Origin of the sequence: Anaerofustis sp. NSJ-163 (assembly GCF_024135845.1) — a bacterium.
Classification (GTDB): domain Bacteria; phylum Bacillota; class Clostridia; order Eubacteriales; family Anaerofustaceae; genus Anaerofustis; species Anaerofustis butyriciformans.
In genome coordinates this window covers 14,360-32,036 of record NZ_JAMYJV010000003.1, presented here as the reverse complement: position 1 = coordinate 32,036, position 17,677 = coordinate 14,360, and the positions used below count along the sequence as shown (strand labels likewise).

General features: G+C 29.7%; 26 protein-coding genes and 1 tRNA gene. 8 read left to right on the top strand and 19 right to left on the bottom strand.

Features of this window, described 5'->3' with window-relative positions; translation table 11 throughout:
* Positions 1-29: 29 nt before the first annotated feature.
* The 5 genes from M6G78_RS03560 to M6G78_RS03540 all read right to left on the bottom strand — a co-directional run bounded on the left by M6G78_RS03560 (position 30) and on the right by M6G78_RS03540 (position 3,100).
* Positions 30-575 carry a flavodoxin family protein gene (locus tag M6G78_RS03560; RefSeq protein WP_253229623.1) on the bottom strand — a complete coding sequence of 182 codons (546 nt, stop codon included), beginning with the start codon at positions 573-575 and terminating at the stop codon, positions 30-32.
* Positions 576-579: 4 nt separating this feature from the next.
* Positions 580-1,083, bottom strand: a complete 504-nt coding sequence (locus M6G78_RS03555; RefSeq protein ID WP_253229622.1) for a cyclophilin-like fold protein — start codon at positions 1,081-1,083, stop codon at positions 580-582.
* 93 nt (positions 1,084-1,176) lie between these two features.
* Entirely contained in the window at positions 1,177-2,163 is a 987-nt protein-coding gene (locus tag M6G78_RS03550; RefSeq protein ID WP_138267917.1) for a PTS glucitol/sorbitol transporter subunit IIB, read from the bottom strand.
* A 1-nt stretch (position 2,164) separates the two neighbouring features.
* Positions 2,165-2,689, bottom strand: coding sequence for a PTS glucitol/sorbitol transporter subunit IIC (locus M6G78_RS03545; RefSeq protein WP_138267918.1), 525 nt, complete (start codon positions 2,687-2,689; stop codon positions 2,165-2,167).
* Between the two features lie 18 nt (positions 2,690-2,707).
* Positions 2,708-3,100, bottom strand: coding sequence for a transcriptional regulator GutM (locus tag M6G78_RS03540; protein ID WP_253229621.1), 393 nt, complete (start codon positions 3,098-3,100; stop codon positions 2,708-2,710).
* Positions 3,101-3,335: 235 nt separating this feature from the next.
* Between M6G78_RS03540 and M6G78_RS03535 the strand changes: the two genes are divergently transcribed.
* The 4 genes from M6G78_RS03535 to M6G78_RS03520 all read left to right on the top strand — a co-directional run bounded on the left by M6G78_RS03535 (position 3,336) and on the right by M6G78_RS03520 (position 6,858).
* A complete protein-coding gene (locus M6G78_RS03535; RefSeq protein WP_253229620.1) occupies positions 3,336-4,601 on the top strand; it encodes a zinc-binding dehydrogenase in 1,266 nt (421 codons plus the stop codon).
* Positions 4,602-4,611: 10 nt separating this feature from the next.
* On the top strand, positions 4,612-5,457 hold the full coding sequence (locus tag M6G78_RS03530; RefSeq protein WP_253229619.1) for a class II fructose-bisphosphate aldolase: 846 nt from the start codon (positions 4,612-4,614) through the stop codon (positions 5,455-5,457).
* Positions 5,458-5,544: 87 nt separating this feature from the next.
* Positions 5,545-5,895 carry a PTS glucitol/sorbitol transporter subunit IIA gene (locus tag M6G78_RS03525; RefSeq protein ID WP_138267922.1) on the top strand — a complete coding sequence of 117 codons (351 nt, stop codon included), beginning with the start codon at positions 5,545-5,547 and terminating at the stop codon, positions 5,893-5,895.
* 12 nt (positions 5,896-5,907) lie between these two features.
* The gene (locus M6G78_RS03520) at positions 5,908-6,858 is read left to right on the top strand and encodes a sugar-binding transcriptional regulator (protein WP_253229618.1); all 951 of its coding nucleotides are present in this window, start codon (positions 5,908-5,910) and stop codon (positions 6,856-6,858) included.
* 23 nt (positions 6,859-6,881) lie between these two features.
* On the opposite strand, the gene M6G78_RS03515 is transcribed toward M6G78_RS03520, so the two are convergent.
* The gene (locus M6G78_RS03515) at positions 6,882-7,055 is read right to left on the bottom strand and encodes a hypothetical protein (RefSeq protein ID WP_171020540.1); all 174 of its coding nucleotides are present in this window, start codon (positions 7,053-7,055) and stop codon (positions 6,882-6,884) included.
* A gap of 18 nt (positions 7,056-7,073) precedes the next feature.
* Positions 7,074-7,469 (bottom strand): rhodanese-like domain-containing protein, encoded by a 396-nt coding sequence (locus M6G78_RS03510; protein ID WP_253229617.1) that lies wholly within the window; start codon positions 7,467-7,469, stop codon positions 7,074-7,076.
* 165 nt (positions 7,470-7,634) lie between these two features.
* Between M6G78_RS03510 and M6G78_RS03505 the strand changes: the two genes are divergently transcribed.
* Together M6G78_RS03505 and M6G78_RS03500 are read left to right on the top strand one after the other, a co-directional pair.
* On the top strand, positions 7,635-8,909 hold the full coding sequence (locus M6G78_RS03505) for a DNA repair protein (RefSeq protein WP_253229616.1): 1,275 nt from the start codon (positions 7,635-7,637) through the stop codon (positions 8,907-8,909).
* A complete protein-coding gene (locus M6G78_RS03500; protein ID WP_243112186.1) occupies positions 8,893-9,234 on the top strand; it encodes a YolD-like family protein in 342 nt (113 codons plus the stop codon). The genes M6G78_RS03505 and M6G78_RS03500 overlap by 17 nt, the downstream gene beginning before the upstream one ends.
* A 35-nt stretch (positions 9,235-9,269) precedes the next feature.
* Here M6G78_RS03500 and M6G78_RS03495 read toward each other — a convergent pair.
* From M6G78_RS03495 to M6G78_RS03480, 4 genes are all read right to left on the bottom strand, one after another.
* Positions 9,270-9,345, bottom strand: a tRNA-Thr gene (locus M6G78_RS03495).
* 43 nt (positions 9,346-9,388) lie between these two features.
* Positions 9,389-10,312 carry an alpha/beta fold hydrolase gene (locus M6G78_RS03490; protein ID WP_253229615.1) on the bottom strand — a complete coding sequence of 308 codons (924 nt, stop codon included), beginning with the start codon at positions 10,310-10,312 and terminating at the stop codon, positions 9,389-9,391.
* Between the two features lie 152 nt (positions 10,313-10,464).
* Positions 10,465-11,025: an aminoacyl-tRNA hydrolase gene (gene pth / locus M6G78_RS03485; protein ID WP_138267927.1), complete on the bottom strand. Its 561-nt coding sequence runs from the start codon at positions 11,023-11,025 to the stop codon at positions 10,465-10,467.
* Between the two features lie 66 nt (positions 11,026-11,091).
* A complete protein-coding gene (locus M6G78_RS03480; protein WP_253229614.1) occupies positions 11,092-11,289 on the bottom strand; it encodes a hypothetical protein in 198 nt (65 codons plus the stop codon).
* A gap of 79 nt (positions 11,290-11,368) precedes the next feature.
* Here M6G78_RS03480 and M6G78_RS03475 point away from each other — a divergent pair, with 79 nt between their 5' ends.
* Positions 11,369-12,301, top strand: a complete 933-nt coding sequence (locus M6G78_RS03475; protein WP_253229613.1) for a M28 family peptidase — start codon at positions 11,369-11,371, stop codon at positions 12,299-12,301.
* A 14-nt stretch (positions 12,302-12,315) separates the two neighbouring features.
* Here the strand turns inward: M6G78_RS03475 and M6G78_RS03470 are convergent, their stop codons facing one another.
* From M6G78_RS03470 to rplU, 8 genes are all read right to left on the bottom strand, one after another.
* Entirely contained in the window at positions 12,316-12,810 is a 495-nt protein-coding gene (locus M6G78_RS03470) for a YcxB family protein (RefSeq protein WP_138267930.1), read from the bottom strand.
* A gap of 83 nt (positions 12,811-12,893) precedes the next feature.
* Positions 12,894-13,475, bottom strand: a complete 582-nt coding sequence (yqeK, locus tag M6G78_RS03465; protein WP_138267931.1) for a bis(5'-nucleosyl)-tetraphosphatase (symmetrical) YqeK — start codon at positions 13,473-13,475, stop codon at positions 12,894-12,896.
* Between the two features lie 12 nt (positions 13,476-13,487).
* Positions 13,488-14,084: a nicotinate (nicotinamide) nucleotide adenylyltransferase gene (gene nadD, locus M6G78_RS03460; RefSeq protein ID WP_253229612.1), complete on the bottom strand. Its 597-nt coding sequence runs from the start codon at positions 14,082-14,084 to the stop codon at positions 13,488-13,490.
* A 3-nt stretch (positions 14,085-14,087) separates the two neighbouring features.
* Positions 14,088-14,375 carry a ribosome assembly RNA-binding protein YhbY gene (gene yhbY / locus M6G78_RS03455; RefSeq protein ID WP_138267933.1) on the bottom strand — a complete coding sequence of 96 codons (288 nt, stop codon included), beginning with the start codon at positions 14,373-14,375 and terminating at the stop codon, positions 14,088-14,090.
* Positions 14,376-14,385: 10 nt separating this feature from the next.
* Positions 14,386-15,669 (bottom strand): GTPase ObgE, encoded by a 1,284-nt coding sequence (gene obgE / locus M6G78_RS03450; protein ID WP_138267934.1) that lies wholly within the window; start codon positions 15,667-15,669, stop codon positions 14,386-14,388.
* Positions 15,670-15,736: 67 nt separating this feature from the next.
* Entirely contained in the window at positions 15,737-16,030 is a 294-nt protein-coding gene (gene rpmA, locus M6G78_RS03445) for a 50S ribosomal protein L27 (RefSeq protein WP_138267935.1), read from the bottom strand.
* 1 nt (position 16,031) lies between these two features.
* The gene (locus tag M6G78_RS03440) at positions 16,032-16,358 is read right to left on the bottom strand and encodes a ribosomal-processing cysteine protease Prp (protein ID WP_253229611.1); all 327 of its coding nucleotides are present in this window, start codon (positions 16,356-16,358) and stop codon (positions 16,032-16,034) included.
* A complete protein-coding gene (gene rplU, locus M6G78_RS03435; protein ID WP_138267937.1) occupies positions 16,358-16,693 on the bottom strand; it encodes a 50S ribosomal protein L21 in 336 nt (111 codons plus the stop codon). Before rplU ends, M6G78_RS03440 begins: the two co-directional genes overlap by 1 nt.
* A gap of 249 nt (positions 16,694-16,942) precedes the next feature.
* On the opposite strand from rplU, the gene M6G78_RS03430 reads away from it, so the two are divergent.
* Positions 16,943-17,656, top strand: a complete 714-nt coding sequence (locus M6G78_RS03430) for an N-acetylmuramoyl-L-alanine amidase (protein WP_253229610.1) — start codon at positions 16,943-16,945, stop codon at positions 17,654-17,656.
* Positions 17,657-17,677 lie beyond the last annotated feature (21 nt).

Below are 17,677 nucleotides of genomic sequence, written 5' to 3'. Positions count from 1 at the left end.
TTTATAAGTACCGAATAGTCGGTATTTTTTTATGCATTTTTTCCCATTGTAATTGCTTTATTTATTATATTTTCATTACTTAAAATATCTTTTACGTTTGTTACGTTTGTTGCACATAAATGTCCCATAAGTTTTACACCTTCAAAACATGATATCCAGCCTTCAATTTCTTTTAATATTATATTTATTGCACTTTCTTCTTCATCGGCACATGAGGCAAGTAGATATATTTCTTTGAAATTATATTTCATTGCAAATACTGGGTTCATTCTATCTAGGAAATTTTTTAACTGTCCACACATTGTGTAATAATAAACAGGTGTTGCAAACACAATTGCATCGGCATTTTTAAATTTATCTAAAAGTAATTTAGCATCGTCATTTATAACGCATTTATGTTCCTTTTGACAGTATAGACATCCTCTGCAAAAGTTTATATTGTAATTTCTTAAATATACAATTTCGACAATATGTCCTTTTTCTTCTGCTCCCTTTTTAAAATTTTCAGCTAATATTTCTGAATTTCCCCCTTTTCTCATTGTGGAAGAAATAATTAAAATATTCTTTTTTTTCATACTTTTACTCCTTTACTTTAATATGTACTTGAACTTCATTTTTATTTGTAAAATTGTCTTCATCCAGATTTTCTATTACTCCGATTTTGGTATATTGATATGAAGTGTCAAAATCCTTATAAAATATAACCAGTGTATCTGCGCCGTAGAGCATAACATCACCTTTTTTTATTTTTCCTACATTATATTCATTCGTAGGAAGAGAGGATGATAAATTATAATACTTTTCATTTTGGTTAAAATCCTGCATTGTAATATTTAATGGAAGAATTTTTATAAGTTCCTTTGTCGTTTGATTGTTTTCTAAATTTAAAACATAATCTTTACCGTCGATATTTATGCTTAATGACTGAATATTTTCGGTATTTGATGTGTTTTTTGCTATATCTGTTGTTCCACTCATTATCTTGTTTTCTTTTTTGTCAGAAGATTTATCATTTTTATAATTTATAAAAATTAAACATATAAATATAAGTAAAATAATAAATATAAAGATGAATTTCTTCATGATTACCTCCTTTTTATTTTACTTTACTATATGGACTTAACTCCAAGTCAAGAGAAAATAAAAAAACACTTCATTTAAGAAGTGTTTTTTATATTAATACATTCCGATACTAAATAAGTAAGCAATTACTACGGCTATTGGACCTGTTACAAGTCTGGAGAAAAGCATAGCCGGTACGCCTGCTTTAACTGTTTCATCTTCTGCTTCTGCCATTGTTAAAGCAACCGGAACGAAGTCGCAACCAACTTGAGAATTTATTGCAAAAAGTGCAGGTAATGAATAAGAAATAGGTATTGTTCCTTTTCCGATTTCAACCCCAAGAAGTACACCGACAACTTGAGCGATTACGGCTCCAGGACCAAGAATAGGAGATAAGAATGGTAGGGCACATATTACTGATAAGATAAGTAATCCCGGTAAAGTTCCTGCCAAAGGTTTTATTGCATTTGCTATAATATCACCAAGACCTGAGAATAGGATTATACCAACAAGTACACTTACAAATGCCATGAAAGGTAGAATATTTTTTATTATGATATCTATTGAATCTCTACCTGCTTGATAGAATACATTAACGAATTTACCTATTACTTTACCTACAGATGCTATTATATTTAAGAATTTATTTCCTTCATCAGCATTTTCAGCTTCTATTGTTTCGTTTACAGCTGTTGTTTCGCTTTCTTCGCTTTTTTCAAATTCAATTTCTTTATCATCTTCCATAAGAGATAGGTTGTCTTCTTTTACGCCTGATACAAAATTGTTTTCATTCATATAACTTGCTAAAGGCCCTGATGGTGAAATTGGATGAATATCTATTGTAGGTACACCCATTTTGGGATAAACACCACATCTTAAAGTACCGCCACAGTCAACAACTGCTATAATGATTGTTTCAGGTTCTACTTTATTGTTGAATCCGTCTACTGCTGGAACATCTAAAAGTTCGGCTATTTTTGCTGCTAGAGGATGAATTCCTCCCCCTGTTATTGATGCAACAACTTTTTTTGTATCTGTTTCATATACTGTTAGAGGACCGCCCCAACCGCCTTTTCCTTTTGTAACCGTTAATTTTTTCATCTTATTGTGCCTTTCCTTTCTTAAGTAGTTTTACTGTGATAAATTCTGTTAAGTTCCCTCTGATAAAAGCAACGATAAAAGCAACGAGGATTGCTCTAACTGCTAAAGGTGTGATTGATGCACCAAGGGTAGTTATGCCGGCTGCTATACCTGACCATACGAACAATTCTCCTGGGTTTGCATGTGGGAAAAGTCCAAGCATAGGATGTGCAAATGTAAACATACCGTCTATACAAGCTGCTTTGTCTTTTTCTTCAACGAAACGAGCCATTGTATAACACATAGGATTTGTTAAAAAGAATAAAGCCATAAAAGGTAATAAAGTATATCTTAATATTCTGTATTTGGTTATTTTCTTTGCAAAGTTCATAACCCTTTCTTCACCTATTAATGCGATAATGGCATTAATTAATGTTAATAAAATGATTAAGTTGGGAAGTATGCTTGTTATTAATCCAACTAAATTTTCTCCCCCTTTACTTATCATGCCGTTAAAACCTTCTGCAATTTTTACTACTAGTTCCATGTTTTTACCTCCGTTTTATTATTGTTCTAAGCATTCCAGTTTTTTGTTTTGTAATAATTCTTTTGCATTTTCCAAAGCTAATTTCAATTTTTTGTTAGATACTTTTTCATGTAGAGAGTCAATAGAAAGATTTGTATAGTCTTCTTTGTTTTTTAGTCTTGAAAAAACCGTATAGCCACTCATTTCTAAAAATTCGATAATATTATCATTATTATCAATAACGGTAACTATCAAAAATCCTTTTCCAAATGACAGTTTTCTTTTGCTTGTACCTGTAACCAAATAATATTCATCTTTATACTTACTCTTTAGCTGTGCTATTTTTGTATAAATATTTCTAAGCTGCAAGTAAGAAAATATGGTTTGGACAAATATAACAAGAAGAAACAGTACCATAACCATAACCCACATTTTTTATACCGCCTTTCCTTTATTCTTGATTTGATATTAATTTTGGGGAGAAAAAATGTCAATGCGATATGCATAAGTGGAACATATTCCACAAAATTGACGAGATATATATTTGTTCAAGGAACATATGTGTAACATTTGTTCTTTATGGGAACAAATAATTGACTTGTGTTACTTGTAACATTATTATGTTTACAAGATTTAGCTTTAATGATAAGCAGAAAGAAGGTATATAATGAAAACAAAGGCAATAAGGCTATATGGAGAAAATGATTTAAGACTTGAAGAGTATGAACTACCAAAAATGAAAGATGATGAAATATTAGCAAAGATTATTACAGATAGCGTATGTATGTCTACTTATAAATTATCAAAACAAGGAGAAAAACATAAAAGAACTCCTGATAATTTAAAAGAAAATCCTGCAGTAATAGGTCATGAGTTATCCGGTATAATAATAGAAGTAGGAGATAAGTGGAAAGATAAATATAAAAAAGGTCAAAAGTTTACAGTACAACCTGCAGTTAGTGTAGATGGAAAAGTAAAAACAGTAGGGTATTATTATCAGTATTACGGCGGAGATAGTACATATAGTATTATTCCAAATGAAGTAATGGAAAATGATTGTTTAATTCCTTTTAACGGAGATTCTTTCTTTGAAGCTTCTTTATCAGAACCTGTTTCTTGTATAATTGCCGGATATAACAGAATGTATCATACAAATGATGAAAACCATATTCATGCAATGGGCGTTAAGAAAAATGGAAAGATAGCAATTTTAGGTGCTTGCGGCCCTATGGGACTAGAATGTATAGATTATGCACTTCAGCTTGAGAATGCTCCAAGTCTTGTTGTTGCAGTTGATGTGTCAGAAGACAGACTAAAAAGAGCAGAAAAACTTTTATCTAAAAAAGCTCAAAAAGATACAAAAATAGTATTTGTAAATTCAAATGCATATGAAGATTCTACAAGAAAATTAATGGAACTAAGTGATAATGAAGGTTATGACGACGTATTTGTATATGCACCTATTACTCCGTTAATAGAACAAGCTGATAGTATACTTGGTAAAGATGGGTGTTTAAATTTCTTTGCAGGTCCTATTGATAAAACATTAAGTGCAAATATAAATATGTATAATGTTCATTATAACTACACACATATTACCGGTTTTACAGGAAGCACAAACCAAGATGTTCTTGATGCTTTATCTTTAATGGAAGAAGGAAGATTAAGCCCTACTATCATGGTAACTCATATTGGTGGACTTGACAGTGCAATTTATGCAACTCAAAATGTTCCTGATATTCCAGGGGGTAAAAAGATGATATATACTCAAATTGATATGCCACTTACAGCAATAGATGATTTTGAAAAACTTGGCGAAGATAATGAATTATTTAAAAGGTTATATGAAGAGTGTAAAAAATATGATGGATGCTGGAATAAAGATGCAGAAAAAGTATTATTAGACTATTATAATATTTCACTTAATGAATAGGAGATAAAATATGTTAGTAAACACAAAAGAATTATTAGTAAATGCACAAAAAAACAAAAAAGCTGTAGGCGCATTTAACTGCCCTTCTCTTGAAGCAATAAGAGCTACAATAAAAGCAGGGGAAAGCTTAAACTGTCCGATTATTTTACAGCATGCTCAGTCGCATGATCCGATAATGGAAATGGAAGAGATGTTACCTATATATATGTACTATGCAAAAAGAGCAAGTGTTCCTGTTAGTGTTCACTTAGACCATGGCAGTACTTTTGAAAAATGTATTATGGCAATAAGAATGGGTGTAAGCTCTATTATGTACGATGCATCAGCAAAGGATTTTGAAACAAATATAGAAGAAACAAAATATATTACTGAAATTGCTCATGCAGCAGGGGTATCTGTAGAAGCAGAGCTTGGTCATGTTGGAAGTTTTGCTTCATCTGATGAAGGCGGCGGTAAAGATGATGAAGGTATATATACAAATCCGGAAAGCGCATATGAATTTGTTCAAAGAACAGGAGTAGACTTTCTTGCAATATCTTTTGGAACTACTCATGGCGTATATTTAACAAAACCTAAACTTGATATTGAAAGAGTAAAAACAATAAAAGAAAAAATAGGAATTCCTCTTGTTATGCATGGAGGTTCAGGAGTAAGTGAAGAAGATTATATAAAATCAATCAAAAATGGTATAAGCAAAATTAATTATTATACATATATGAACTGTGCCGGTGGAGAGGGGATACATGAGTATATAAAGAAAAATCCGAATAATATGGCATTTGATAAAATGAGTCTTTATGCAACGGATAAAATGGAAGAAGACGTAAAACGAGCAATGTCTATATTTGACTGTTAGTCTATATTTATAATTTATTTTAATTTATGTTATTATAATATAGCAAATATTTATTATGCAAAGACAACAAAGAAAGTAGGTATTAAAATGGTAAAGACAAAAGTAGTAAGCATAGGAAAAGAGGCATATTTTGAAGGATATCCTTTACTTGTAATATTCGGTAAAGACTGTCCTGATGAGTTAAAAGATATTTGTATAGTACATGAGTATATTGACAATCCCAATGCTGAAATGATTAAAGTAGGCGGTAAAATACTTATTGGTGGAAATGAATATACCGTTGAAAAAATCGGCGGTGATGCAGCAAATGAAAATTTATATAATTTAGGGCATATGACTATTAATTTTAGTCCCGATTTAGATTTAATGCCGGGAAGCATACTTGTTTCTCCTTGCGTAGTTCCCGATATAAAACAAGGGGATATCATAGAATTTTAATGAGGATAAAATATGGAAAATTATGATGAAAATCGTTTACTAATCGAAATTGCTCATCTATATTACGATAAAAATCTAACTCAGGCACAAATCGCAAGAAAGTATAACATAAGCCGTTCTTCTATTTCAAAAATGATAACAAAAGCCAGACTTCTTGGTATAGTTGAAGTTGTTATTCATGATGAAGGCGTTCATCCTTACAGAGAACTTGAAAATGAGCTTAAAGAAGCATTGTTTTTAAAAGATGTAATTTGTGTAAATGTTGAATATAAAGACTTGCTTATTGATAGATTAAGTTCTGCCGCAAGCAAATATCTGGCAAGAAAAATGAGTAACAATAAAGTTATAGCAATGGCAGGGGGCAGAACCTGTTATCAGATAGCATCAGGTTTTGTGTGTTCTCTTCCTTTTGATGATGTAACTTTTGTTCCAATATCCGGTGGACTTGGAGATAAGTACAGATATATGCAGGCAAGTGCAATATGCGAAATGCTTGCCCATAGAAGCGGCGGTAATTATATGGAGCTACATGCTCCTCTTGTTGTAGATTCTCATGAAGCTAAGAAAATGTTAATAAGTCAAAACTTTATAAAAGAAGTTTTTGATAAAGCAAAAAATGCAGATTTGGCAGTTGTGGGAATAGGGGGGCAAGATAGATATCGTACTTGGGTTGAAAATTATATGTATAAACAATATAAAAGTCTTCAAGAATTAGACGAAGCAATTGTAGGGGATATATCCTATAACATATACAATAAAAGAGGAGAAAAAATAGATTGCAAATGGCATGATCATTTAATGTCATTAGACTTGAATGAAATAAAAAAGATAAAAGAAGTTGTTGCCGTTGCCGGAGGAGTTGAAAAAGCCGACAGTATATATACGGCAATAAGGTGTAATTATATTGATTCCCTTATTACAGATGTAAATACGGCAAAAAAACTTATTTCACTTGCAAGATAAAACACCGCTTAAGTGGTGTTTTTTTAATGCACTATTATAAAATAAATTACATATATCCATCCTAAAAGTCCATGTATTATCGCCCAGAATATAGAATGCCAAGTTGTATAACTTATAACCATTGCAAGGGCACTTCCGAATGAAATACCTGACTTTACGGTTTTTTTAACAATAGTCGTTGTGTTTCCTGTTTCCATAATTATTCCTCTTTTTATTTATTCTGTCACTGTTTCATATGTCCAGTTCATAATTCCGCCCATATCATATACGTTTTTGTATCCTATGTTTATAAGTTTCATTGCGGCTTTTTTACTTCTTGCAGCACTTCTACAGTATACGATTATTTTTTGATTTAAGTTACTAACCTCTTTTAATTTTTCATTTCCTATGGTTTCGTTTGGAATTAATACAGCGTTTTTAATATGAGATGTATTATATTCATCTTCTGTTCTTACGTCAATTATGATTACATCTTCTTTTTCCATCATTTCTTTTGCTTCATCTACAGTAATTTTATTATAGTTTGATGTAGGTTCTTCTTTTGTAGTAAGAAATTTAAAACTTATAAATAATAAAAGAGCAATAAGTAATATAACGATAATAGTTTTCATTGTTTTCTCCTTATATATTTTGTATAGCAAATATTATCACAAATTAAATTCTTTTTAAATAAAAAAATATAATTAATGGAAAAATTTTCGTATTGAATAAAATATAAAAAAGTAATATAATTTATTAGAACATATGTTTCAAATAAATGTTTGATAGGTGATGTTATGAAAAGTAACAGAATATATATGTGCATAGATTTAAAATCCTTCTATGCATCGGTGGAATGCAGACAGCGGGGGCTTGATCCAATGACTACAAATTTAGTGGTTGCAGACCCTAAGAGAAGTCAAAAAACAATTTGTCTTGCGGTATCTCCGGCAATGAAAAAGCTGGGCGTTCCCGGAAGATGCAGATTATTTGAAATACCAAAACACATAAATTATATAATAGCTCCTCCGCAAATGAAATTGTATATAGACGTTTCTGCGGATATTTACGGAATATATTTAAAGTATATTTCAAAAGATGATATACATGTTTATAGTATTGATGAAGTTTTTATGGATGTAAGTGATTATTTATATATGTATAAAATGAATGCAAAAGAGCTTGCAAAAGAAATTATGAAAGATATTTATGATACTACCGGTATAAGTTCTGCCTGCGGGATTGGAAGTAATTTATATTTAGCTAAAGTAGCTCTTGATATTATGGCTAAAAGAACAGATGATAACATAGGCGTTTTAAACGAAAAAATGTATAGAAGAATGTTATGGGAGCATAGGCCAATAACGGATTTTTGGAGAGTTGGAAGAGGTATTGCAAACAGACTTGAAAAAATAGGGGTTAAAACCATGAAAGATTTGGCTAAGACAGATGAAAATATGCTTTATAAAATATTTGGTATAGATGCAGAGCTTTTGATTGATCATGCATGGGGAAGAGAAAGCGTTACAATGCAAGATATAAAGAAATATAAACCTAAAGCTACATCAGTAGGAAACGGACAAGTCCTTGGAAAAGACTGCGATGTTAAAACAGGAAAAATTATAGTAATGGAAATGGTGGATTCTTTATGTCTTGACCTTACAAGAAAAAATCTTGTTTGCAGCTGTATTACTCTTCATGTTAGATATAACAAAAAATACTTTAAAAAATATTCACATGGAACAATAACCATACCCACTTTAACCAACTCTTCAAAAACAATAAGTTCTTATGTATCAAAGTTATATGATGAAATTGTCTTAAAAGATGCGTTAATTCATAGGTTTTATATAACATTTAACAATGTTACCAATAATGATATTTATCAGTATAATTTGTTTGATAATATAGAAGAAAATAAAAAGGAAGAAGTTCTTCAAAAAACAATTATAAATATAAAAGATAAATATGGAAAAAACTCTCTTTTAAAAGGAATGAGCTTAAAAGAAGGTGCTACGGCAAGGGAGAGAAATATGCAAATCGGAGGGCATAGAAGTGGAGAGTCAAAATAGAATAAAGATGAAAAGAGAAGATAGAGCAAAGCAGTTTATGCCTTTTAAAGCATTAAAAGGATATGATGAGGCACTTAGAATAAAAGAAAAAGTTAAAGTGGAAAAAAAGGAATTTTCAAGAGAATATGAAGAAGTGCTTGATTACAAATTAAGACAGTTAAAAAGAAATGATATTGTTAAGATTATATATTATTTTAAAGGAGAATATATCGAAAAAACGGGAAAGGTAAGTAAAATAGATACTGTTTCAAGATGTTTATATATAACAAATGATAGAATTTTATTTGATAATATATATGACATAGACATAATAAAAGAGAAATAAAAAAAGTGCATTTTAATGCACTTAAATTTTAAAGGTGGAGCTACTAACGGGACTTGAACCCGTGACCTCTTCCTTACCAAGGAAGTGCTCTACCTCCTGAGCCATAGTAGCACTAACAGTTCATATAATATCATGATTTAATATATTTGTAAATTTATTTTACCATATTTTTTTCAATAAATTCTAAAATATCTTTGTACACTTCCTGTTTGTTTTTTTCGTTTAAAATTTCATGACGCATACCAAAATATAAAATATGTTTTATATCTTTATATCCTGCTTCCTTTAAAAAATCCATGCTGTTATGGAAATCATCTTCCTCACCTATAACTGGGTCGTCTTCGCCTGCAATAAATAAAATTGGCAGATTTTTGTTTTTTACTTCATATTTTTCTTTTTTAAAGGCATTTTCGATTAATTTAAACAAATTTCTAAATCCGTTTAATGTAAAAACATATCCGCAAAGAGGGTCCTTATTGTATTTTTGAACTTCTTTAACATCGCTGTTTAACCATTTGTTTTTTATATTTTCTTCAAATTTATCGTTAAATGAGCCAAAAACAACCATATTTAGTAAGTTGCTTCTATGATGTTTTCCTTTTAATTTTTCAAGATAATCAACTATCTTTATTCCAAGACCTGCGGCTTTATTTTCAAAAGGAGCTCCGCATAAAATAAGCCCGTCAATTTCATCATCGTATTTTTGTATATAATTTCTTGCAGCCAAAGTACCCATACTGTGAGCAAAAATAAAATATGGGATGTTCGGATATTCTTCTTTCATTTTTTTTGTTACGGCATACATATCTTCGACTATCATTTCACCTGTTTCATCATAAAAATACCCCAGATCCTCTTTTGTTTCAACACTTTCACCGTGTCCTCTGTGGTCATTTATTATGCATGCAATACCGTTATTTGCAAGATATTCCATAAAAGGATAATATCTTTCTTTATGTTCTGCCATACCATGAGCAATTTGAATAACTGCTTTTGCATTTTCTTCTGGTGCTTTTATATAACATGAAAGTTGAAGTTTCTCATCAGATGAATTAATTGAAAATAATTGTTCTTTCATTTTTAAATTACCTCTGTGTAAATTTTAAAATTGAATTAAGCCGATTTATATAAACATTATATCACAAAAGATAGGATTAAATATAATCATGTCATTTTATTTATATAAATTTAATAATTTATAAAAAAAGTAAAAGAAGATATATTCCTCTTTTACTTTTTGTTATACATATTCATTGCTTTGTCAAGATCTTTGTCAAGGGCAGTATAGATTGCTTTTGACGTAGTTTTTACAAGTTCTCTTATTATAGGAAGTTCTTCTTCGCTAAATCTTCCAAGAACATAATTTACAAGATCACCATGTTCAGGGCTTCCAACTCCAAGGCGAAATCTTGGGAAGTTTTTTGTAGCAATTTCTTTTATTATTGATTTCATTCCGTTATGGGTTCCTGCTCCGCCGTTTTTTCTTATTCTAAGTTTTCCTTTTGGAAGTTCTATATCATCATAAATTATAAAAATATTTTCTTCAGGAATTTTAAAATAATCTTTAAACAGTTTTACGCTTTCACCGCTTAAATTCATATAAGTTCTCGGTTTTACCAAAAATACATCTTCTCCTGCAATTTTACCTTTGCCAAAATCTGCCTTGAATTTTGTTTTGTTTATTTTTATATCGTATTCTTCACTTAAATAATCTATTGTTTCAAATCCTATATTGTGTCTTGTAAGATTATATTCGTTTCCTATATTGCCAAGTCCCACTATTAAGTACATTTCTTTCTCCTTAAGTATAAAATAGCTTATTTATTATATCATTTATTTTTAAATTTCAATAAGATTTTATTCATTTATTTTATCAATAATCGCTTTTGATACCATTTGCACCATATTTGTCATTGATGTTATAGCCATTATTGCAACCATGCTCACATCTTCTATGGTTTTTTCATTAGGCTTAAGGGATACATTTTCTTTCTCTTTTTCATTTTTGTTAAGTATATCTTTACTGTAAGGTACATATTCGTTAAAAAATTCCATTTATCCTCCTTAATTAATTTATATATTTTATTTGAAAATTATGGTATATTAAAATAAATATTAAATTAAAGAGGCAATTATGAACAGTTTAATAAAAACTATACTGGATAAATATCAAGTAAGAAAATCATATAAAGATAAAAGCAGATTTATAGAATTATTAACTGAATATTTTAATAATAACAATATTAAATATGATATTGAAGAATATAATGATTTCTTTAAGACAAGAAATATTGTAGTGGGTGATATAAATGAAGCGGATACAGTATTTACCGCTCATTATGATACGTGTGCAAGAATGATTTTCCCTAATTTTATTACTCCGAAGAATCTATTTATATATGCTATTTATTCAATCCTTTTAGGATTTTTTCTTGTATTGCCTGCTTTAGCGGTAAAATTTACTTTAATATTATTTACTAAAAGTGAGATTATCGGGAATATAGGTTATATTTTAATTATTATATTAGATTTATATTTAATGATGTTCGGTTTTAAAAACAAACATACTGTAAATGACAATACTTCAGGAGTTGTAACTTTACTTAATATAATGGATAAACTTAGCAGTGAAGAAATAAATAAGTCTGCTTTTGTGTTTTTCGATAACGAAGAAATAGGACTCGTAGGTGCATTCAAATTTAAAAATAAACATAAAGATATTATAGATAATAAAGTTATTATAAATTTTGATTGTGTAAGTGATGGAGATAATATGCTTTTTGTTACAAAGGAATTGACTATGCATAGTGATATTTATAAAAAAATGCAGAATATCATAGAAAGAGTAAAGCATAAATATAATAAAGAAATACTTTTAGAAAACAGCAAAAATACATTTTATCCTTCAGATCAAATGGTGTTTAAAAATGCTATTGGTATTGCAGGGCTTAAGAAGAATAAAATACTTGGATATTATCTTGATAAAATACACACAAATAAAGATATAGTATTTAAAAAAGAAAACATAGATCTATTGACTGACATTATGGTTGAGTTAAAAAAATAAAGCCTTTTACGGCTTTATTTTTTTATTATATTTGAATTTAGAATTTCAATGCATTCATCTGCACTTCCCTTTATAAAGCTATCCTTTTTTAAAGGTATTGTCATTTTACCTTGTAAAAATACAACAATAAAGTTATCTGTTTCATCAAAGCCTTTAACGCTTTCAAATGGAACAGATCTTTCTGTTTTGTCAGATTTCATAGTTATTTTATCGTTTATGGTGATGTTAAATATAGGGTACTCTTCTTTATTTAAAAGTAAAGCCCTTTCTTTTTCTGCTTTAATATTTTTTCTCATGGCAAATTTACCTGAAAGAAAACTTACTATAGATAGTAGTACTGCAACAACGCCAAGTGAATTTTTAAAGGCAATAAAATATGCTGTGCCTATAATAAGTAAAATAAAAGATGAAATATAAAGTTTCTTAAATTCTTTTTTACACCAAAAAGCCATTACTTCGTTTATTGCATTTTCATCATACACAAATTCATTTATTACTTCTTTGTTCATTTTTTACCCTCTGTTTTTATTTATGTATATTATACACTATACTTTATGTAGAAATAAAAAAATTACCTTTAAAAAAGGTAATTTTATTTATTTTTTATTTCTTTTTCCATTACAAGATAATTTCTTGCATTTACTGTATTTGGATGAAGTAATTTCCCGCTTTTTAGAATTGAAAGAATTGTTCTGTTAAGGCTCATTACAATGGCTTTGTCAATATTTTGATATGCCATTTCTCTTACTTCTTCAACGCCTTCATATGTTCTTGTTTCTTCTATAACATCGGCAAGAAAAACTATTTTTTGAAGCATAGTCATGTTTTCTTTTCCCGTTGTATGATATTCTATGGCACTTAATACATCTTCATCCGTTATGTTAAACTTGAATTTTGCAACTATTCTTCCTGCTTTTCCATGTAACAATGCGGTATTTACTCTTTCGATTTCATCTATTTTAAAATATTGTTTTTTTAAGATATCAATCATTGCATCAGGATCCATATTTTTCGCACAGTCATGAAGAAGAGCCGCAAGGGAAGCCTTTTCTGTATCATATCCATAGTTTTTAGCAAGTTTTACTGCTTCTCTTTGTGTTGCAAGGGTGTGAATATATCTGTCTTCTTTTAGCATTTTCTTTAATTCGTGTTTGATGTTTGTGTATTCTTTCATGTTACTCTTCCTCTAATCGTTATAATATAAATTATTCTCTATTATATATTGTGCCACTTTTTTAGGAATTTTTAAAGAGTTATTTTTTAAAATATTCTTTCTTATTTCACTGGAAGATAAATCTATAAGGTTAAAGTTTTCTAAAAGGGTTATTTTTGCATTGTATTCTTTATTTAAAAGATCTGTTTTTTCTTTAAGCTCTTCTTTTTTATAAGGTGGTCTGTTGGCTATTATGAAATTTACTTCTTTTAAAAGAGTTTCATAATCTTTCCATTTGTGTATTTCAAACACTAAATCAGCTCCGCCTATAAAAAATAAGTCATTGTATTTATCTTTTAAATAAGATACCGTATCAATTGTGTAACTTACCCCTTTTTTGTCTATTTCATAAGTATCTATTTCAAAAAAAGGGTATTCTTCTATTGCAAGTTCAACCATTTTAAGTCTTTGCATTGTTGAAACTTTGCTTTTATTTTCTTTTATTGGATTGATGTTTGTTGGTATAAATAATACTTTATCAAGAGAAAATTCTTTCTTTGCCGATAGAGCGAGCTTTATATGCCCGTTATGTATCGGGTTAAAGCTTCCTCCTAAAAACCCGACTTTCATTAATTATAATACCTCATATTTATTTTTGTCAGGATTTCTTTTATAAAGTATAAAAGTATTTCCTATTGTTGTAACAACTTGACTGTTTGTTTTATCTGCTAAATAATTAGCTACTTCTCTTACATCTTCAAGTGAATTTTGTTGGATTTTTCCCTTTATAAGTTCTCTGGCTTTTAATGCGTCTTTTACTTGAGTTACTATATTGTCGCTCATTCCGTCTTTGCCTATGTGAATTATAGGCTGCATTTTACTGGCTTCTTTTCTTAAATAACTTCTTTCTTTGCTGTTCATTTTTTACTTCCTATTTATAATATTCAAATTCAAAACCTTCTATGTTTACTATATCGCCGTCTTTAATACCCATTTTTTCCATTTCTTCAAAGATTCCTTTGTTTTTAAGAACTCTTTGGAAATACATACTTGATTCATAATCTTCAAGGTTTACGGATTTTATAAGACGTCTCATCATTTTTCCTTCAACATAATATACGTTATCTTCAACTTCAATTTCGTATTCTTTTTCTGCTTTTGGTGCGTAGATTACTTTTTCTTCGGTTGTAAAGAATAAAGGTGTTTTTGGTGTTTCAGGCAGTAATTCAACTATACAATCCATTATTTTATCAAGACCGTCATTCATTGCCGCACTGGAATTAAATACCTTATATCCTTTATCTTCAAAGTATTTTGTAAGTTCATTTATTTTTTCTTCTTTTTCGTCAGGATTAATTAAATCTGTTTTGTTAAGAACTACAATTTGAGGTCTTTCCTTTAATTTCTCAGAGTATAGGGAAAGTTCGTTGTTAATTATATCAAAATCTTTTTTAGGGTCTCTTCCTTCTATTGATGATGCGTCAAGAACATGAACAAGAAGTCTTGTTCTTTCAACGTGTCTTAAGAATTGGTGACCAAGTCCTTGTCCATCACTTGCTCCTTCGATAAGTCCCGGAATATCAGCAAGAACGAATTCTTCGCTGTTTTTATATTTTACTATTCCAAGATTTGGTGAAAGAGTTGTAAAGTGATAATTTGCAATTTTGGGAGTTGCATTTGTTACCATTGAAAGTATTGTAGATTTTCCTACATTAGGGAAACCTATTAAACCAACATCGGCAATTGTTTTAAGCTCTAATATAAGCTCTTTTTCTTCTGCTTCGTCTCCCGGTTTTGCAAATTTAGGAGATTGTCTGGTTGAAGTTGCAAAATGCTGATTACCTCTTCCTCCTCTGCCTCCTTTTAAAACCGTAACTTCTTGGTGGTTTTCTACCATATCACAAATAAGCTGACCGGTTTCACTGTCAAAAATAACTGTACCTACGGGAACTTCAATTCTAATGTCGCTGCCGTCTTTACCGCTCATGTTGCTTCTGCTTCCGTTTTCACCTGCTTGAGCTGCGAACTTTCTTTTGTATCTAAATGCTTCAAGTGTATTTAAGGCATTATTAGCAACAAAAATAACGTCTCCGCCTTTTCCTCCGTCTCCGCCTGAAGGACCGCCGTTTGGAACGTATTTTTCTCTTCTGAAAGCTACAGCACCGTCTCCGCCTTTTCCGCTTTTAACATTAATTTTTACTTTATCTACAAACATAATTTATTCCTCTATAAAAAAATTAAACTCCACACCTTTTAGTATGGAGTTTATTAATTAAATTATTCTATTGAGCTTTTGGATAAACACTAACTTGTTTTCTTGTTTTGCCTTTTCTTTCGAATTTAACAACTCCGTCAGCTTTAGCAAATAATGTATCGTCTCCGCCGATTCCAACGTTTACTCCAGGATAAATTCTAGTTCCTCTTTGTCTTACTAAAATGTTACCTGCTAATACATATTGGCCGTCGCCTTTTTTTGTTCCAAGTCTTTTTGATTCACTATCTCTACCATTCTTTGTACTACCCATCCCTTTTTTGTGAGCGAATAGTTGTAAGTTATCTAAATTAAATTTAATCATTTTATTCCTCCATGATATTTACTTTTACAAACTCAGGGTTTTCTTCGCTAAGACTTTCTACAGATAGTAAAAATGTCTTTGTCAAAACATCAGTTTTTATTTTCTTTTCTTGATTTGTTTCATTTATTTTAACAAGAGAATAACCTTCTTTAACTTTAACATCAATATCAGCTTTTATATATTCGCTTAATCCGTTTATTAAAGCTATTAACAAGGTTGATACACTGCAACAAATCAAGTCATAACCTTTTTCACCGCTTCCTGCATGTCCCTTAAGTTCAATTTGTTTTATAAAATTCGATTTAATATTAATGTCGATATTAATCATTATTCAGCTTTTTCTTCAGCTTTTACTAAACCTGTAATTTCAACTTTTGTGTATGGTTGACGATGTCCTTGTTTTCTTCTGTAGTCTTTTTTAGCTTTGTATTTATATACAATAACTTTTTCGCTTTTTCCTTGTTCAAGGATTTTTCCTTCTACTTTGTAGCCTTCTACTACAGGAGTTCCAACAAGAATATTTGAATCTTCATTTACCATTAATACTTCATCAAAAGTTACTTTCTTTTGATTTTTTCTTTTTGGAACAATTTTTTCAACGTTTATAACGTCACCTTTTTGAACACGGTATTGTTTACCGCCAGTTTTAATAATTGCATACATATCTTTCTACCTCCACTATCCTGTCTCGCCGTCTAAGGTGTGAAAATCAACTTCTTTTTACCTTTTTCAGTGCGGATACATGCTTATTTAGTATATCATAGCCTTTTTTTGCTGTCAACAAAATAAAATATTTTTATTATAAAATTAAAAGAATTTTTTTATTAAACTAAAAAATTATTTTGAACAAAAATTATTTATGTATTCATATTAAAAATAAAGAATAAATATATATGACTAAGGAGGAAGTTTATGAAAAAATATGTATATATTGCTCTTTTTGCTGTTATATTAATAGCTTTTATGTTTGGAATATGCTGCTACCTTCTTGTTACGGCTTCTTATGTTGATAATTCACTTTATATATTGGAAGGTAAAACCATTTGTATAGATGCAGGGCATGGGGGAAAAGACCCGGGGAAAGTGGGAAATATAAAAAATGAAGATGACCTTAATCTTGACGTAACTTTAAAATTAAAAGATATTCTTATGAGTATGGGAGCAAATGTTGTTTTAACCAGAGATAGTGAAAACGGGCTTTATGAAGACGGAAGTCTTGTTTGGAGAAAAAAAGATGATATGAAAATAAGAAGAGAAATAATAAAAGAATCAAACTGCGATATATTAATAAGCATACATATGAACTCTCATACTGATAACAGCAGAGGTGCGGGAGTTTTATACTTAAAAGACCATGAAAAAAGTGAACTTCTTGCAAAAAGAATAAAAGAACAATTGGATAATACATCAAAATATTCAAAAGAAAGAAATATAGAGCCTCATGATGATTTATATATATTAAAAAACGATAATATACCAAGTGTACTTATAGAATGTGGATTTATGAGTGAAGCAAACGAAGAAAAGCTTCTTAATGATGAAGAATATCAAAAGCAGCTTTCTAATTATATAGCTCTTGGAGTAGTAAAATATTTTTATAACAATGATTTTGCTCATAATAAATAAAACAGTTGTAAAAACAACTGT

What these genes read in the sequence shown, in the direction of transcription:
- M6G78_RS03530 (WP_253229619.1), top strand. Translation starts at nt 4,612, where the DNA reads ATGTTAGTAAACACAAAAGAATTATTAGTAAATGCACAAAAAAACAAA.
- rpmA (WP_138267935.1), bottom strand. Translation starts at nt 16,030, where the DNA reads ATGATTAAATTTAATTTAGATAACTTACAACTATTCGCTCACAAAAAA.
- obgE (WP_138267934.1), bottom strand. Translation starts at nt 15,669, where the DNA reads ATGTTTGTAGATAAAGTAAAAATTAATGTTAAAAGCGGAAAAGGCGGA.
- M6G78_RS03480 (WP_253229614.1), bottom strand. Translation starts at nt 11,289, where the DNA reads ATGGAATTTTTTAACGAATATGTACCTTACAGTAAAGATATACTTAAC.
- pth (WP_138267927.1), bottom strand. Translation starts at nt 11,025, where the DNA reads ATGTACTTAATAGTGGGACTTGGCAATATAGGAAACGAATATAATCTT.
- M6G78_RS03470 (WP_138267930.1), bottom strand. Translation starts at nt 12,810, where the DNA reads ATGAACAAAGAAGTAATAAATGAATTTGTGTATGATGAAAATGCAATA.
- M6G78_RS03560 (WP_253229623.1), bottom strand. Translation starts at nt 575, where the DNA reads ATGAAAAAAAAGAATATTTTAATTATTTCTTCCACAATGAGAAAAGGG.
- M6G78_RS03505 (WP_253229616.1), top strand. Translation starts at nt 7,635, where the DNA reads ATGAAAAGTAACAGAATATATATGTGCATAGATTTAAAATCCTTCTAT.
- M6G78_RS03510 (WP_253229617.1), bottom strand. Translation starts at nt 7,469, where the DNA reads ATGAAAACTATTATCGTTATATTACTTATTGCTCTTTTATTATTTATA.
- rplU (WP_138267937.1), bottom strand. Translation starts at nt 16,693, where the DNA reads ATGTATGCAATTATTAAAACTGGCGGTAAACAATACCGTGTTCAAAAA.
- yhbY (WP_138267933.1), bottom strand. Translation starts at nt 14,375, where the DNA reads ATGAACAGCAAAGAAAGAAGTTATTTAAGAAAAGAAGCCAGTAAAATG.
- M6G78_RS03555 (WP_253229622.1), bottom strand. Translation starts at nt 1,083, where the DNA reads ATGAAGAAATTCATCTTTATATTTATTATTTTACTTATATTTATATGT.
- M6G78_RS03515 (WP_171020540.1), bottom strand. Translation starts at nt 7,055, where the DNA reads ATGGAAACAGGAAACACAACGACTATTGTTAAAAAAACCGTAAAGTCA.
- M6G78_RS03490 (WP_253229615.1), bottom strand. Translation starts at nt 10,312, where the DNA reads ATGAAAGAACAATTATTTTCAATTAATTCATCTGATGAGAAACTTCAA.
- M6G78_RS03545 (WP_138267918.1), bottom strand. Translation starts at nt 2,689, where the DNA reads ATGGAACTAGTAGTAAAAATTGCAGAAGGTTTTAACGGCATGATAAGT.
- M6G78_RS03525 (WP_138267922.1), top strand. Translation starts at nt 5,545, where the DNA reads ATGGTAAAGACAAAAGTAGTAAGCATAGGAAAAGAGGCATATTTTGAA.
- M6G78_RS03520 (WP_253229618.1), top strand. Translation starts at nt 5,908, where the DNA reads ATGGAAAATTATGATGAAAATCGTTTACTAATCGAAATTGCTCATCTA.
- M6G78_RS03475 (WP_253229613.1), top strand. Translation starts at nt 11,369, where the DNA reads ATGAACAGTTTAATAAAAACTATACTGGATAAATATCAAGTAAGAAAA.
- M6G78_RS03535 (WP_253229620.1), top strand. Translation starts at nt 3,336, where the DNA reads ATGAAAACAAAGGCAATAAGGCTATATGGAGAAAATGATTTAAGACTT.
- M6G78_RS03430 (WP_253229610.1), top strand. Translation starts at nt 16,943, where the DNA reads ATGAAAAAATATGTATATATTGCTCTTTTTGCTGTTATATTAATAGCT.
- M6G78_RS03440 (WP_253229611.1), bottom strand. Translation starts at nt 16,358, where the DNA reads ATGATTAATATCGACATTAATATTAAATCGAATTTTATAAAACAAATT.
- M6G78_RS03540 (WP_253229621.1), bottom strand. Translation starts at nt 3,100, where the DNA reads ATGTGGGTTATGGTTATGGTACTGTTTCTTCTTGTTATATTTGTCCAA.
- nadD (WP_253229612.1), bottom strand. Translation starts at nt 14,084, where the DNA reads ATGAAAGTCGGGTTTTTAGGAGGAAGCTTTAACCCGATACATAACGGG.
- yqeK (WP_138267931.1), bottom strand. Translation starts at nt 13,475, where the DNA reads ATGAAAGAATACACAAACATCAAACACGAATTAAAGAAAATGCTAAAA.
- M6G78_RS03550 (WP_138267917.1), bottom strand. Translation starts at nt 2,163, where the DNA reads ATGAAAAAATTAACGGTTACAAAAGGAAAAGGCGGTTGGGGCGGTCCT.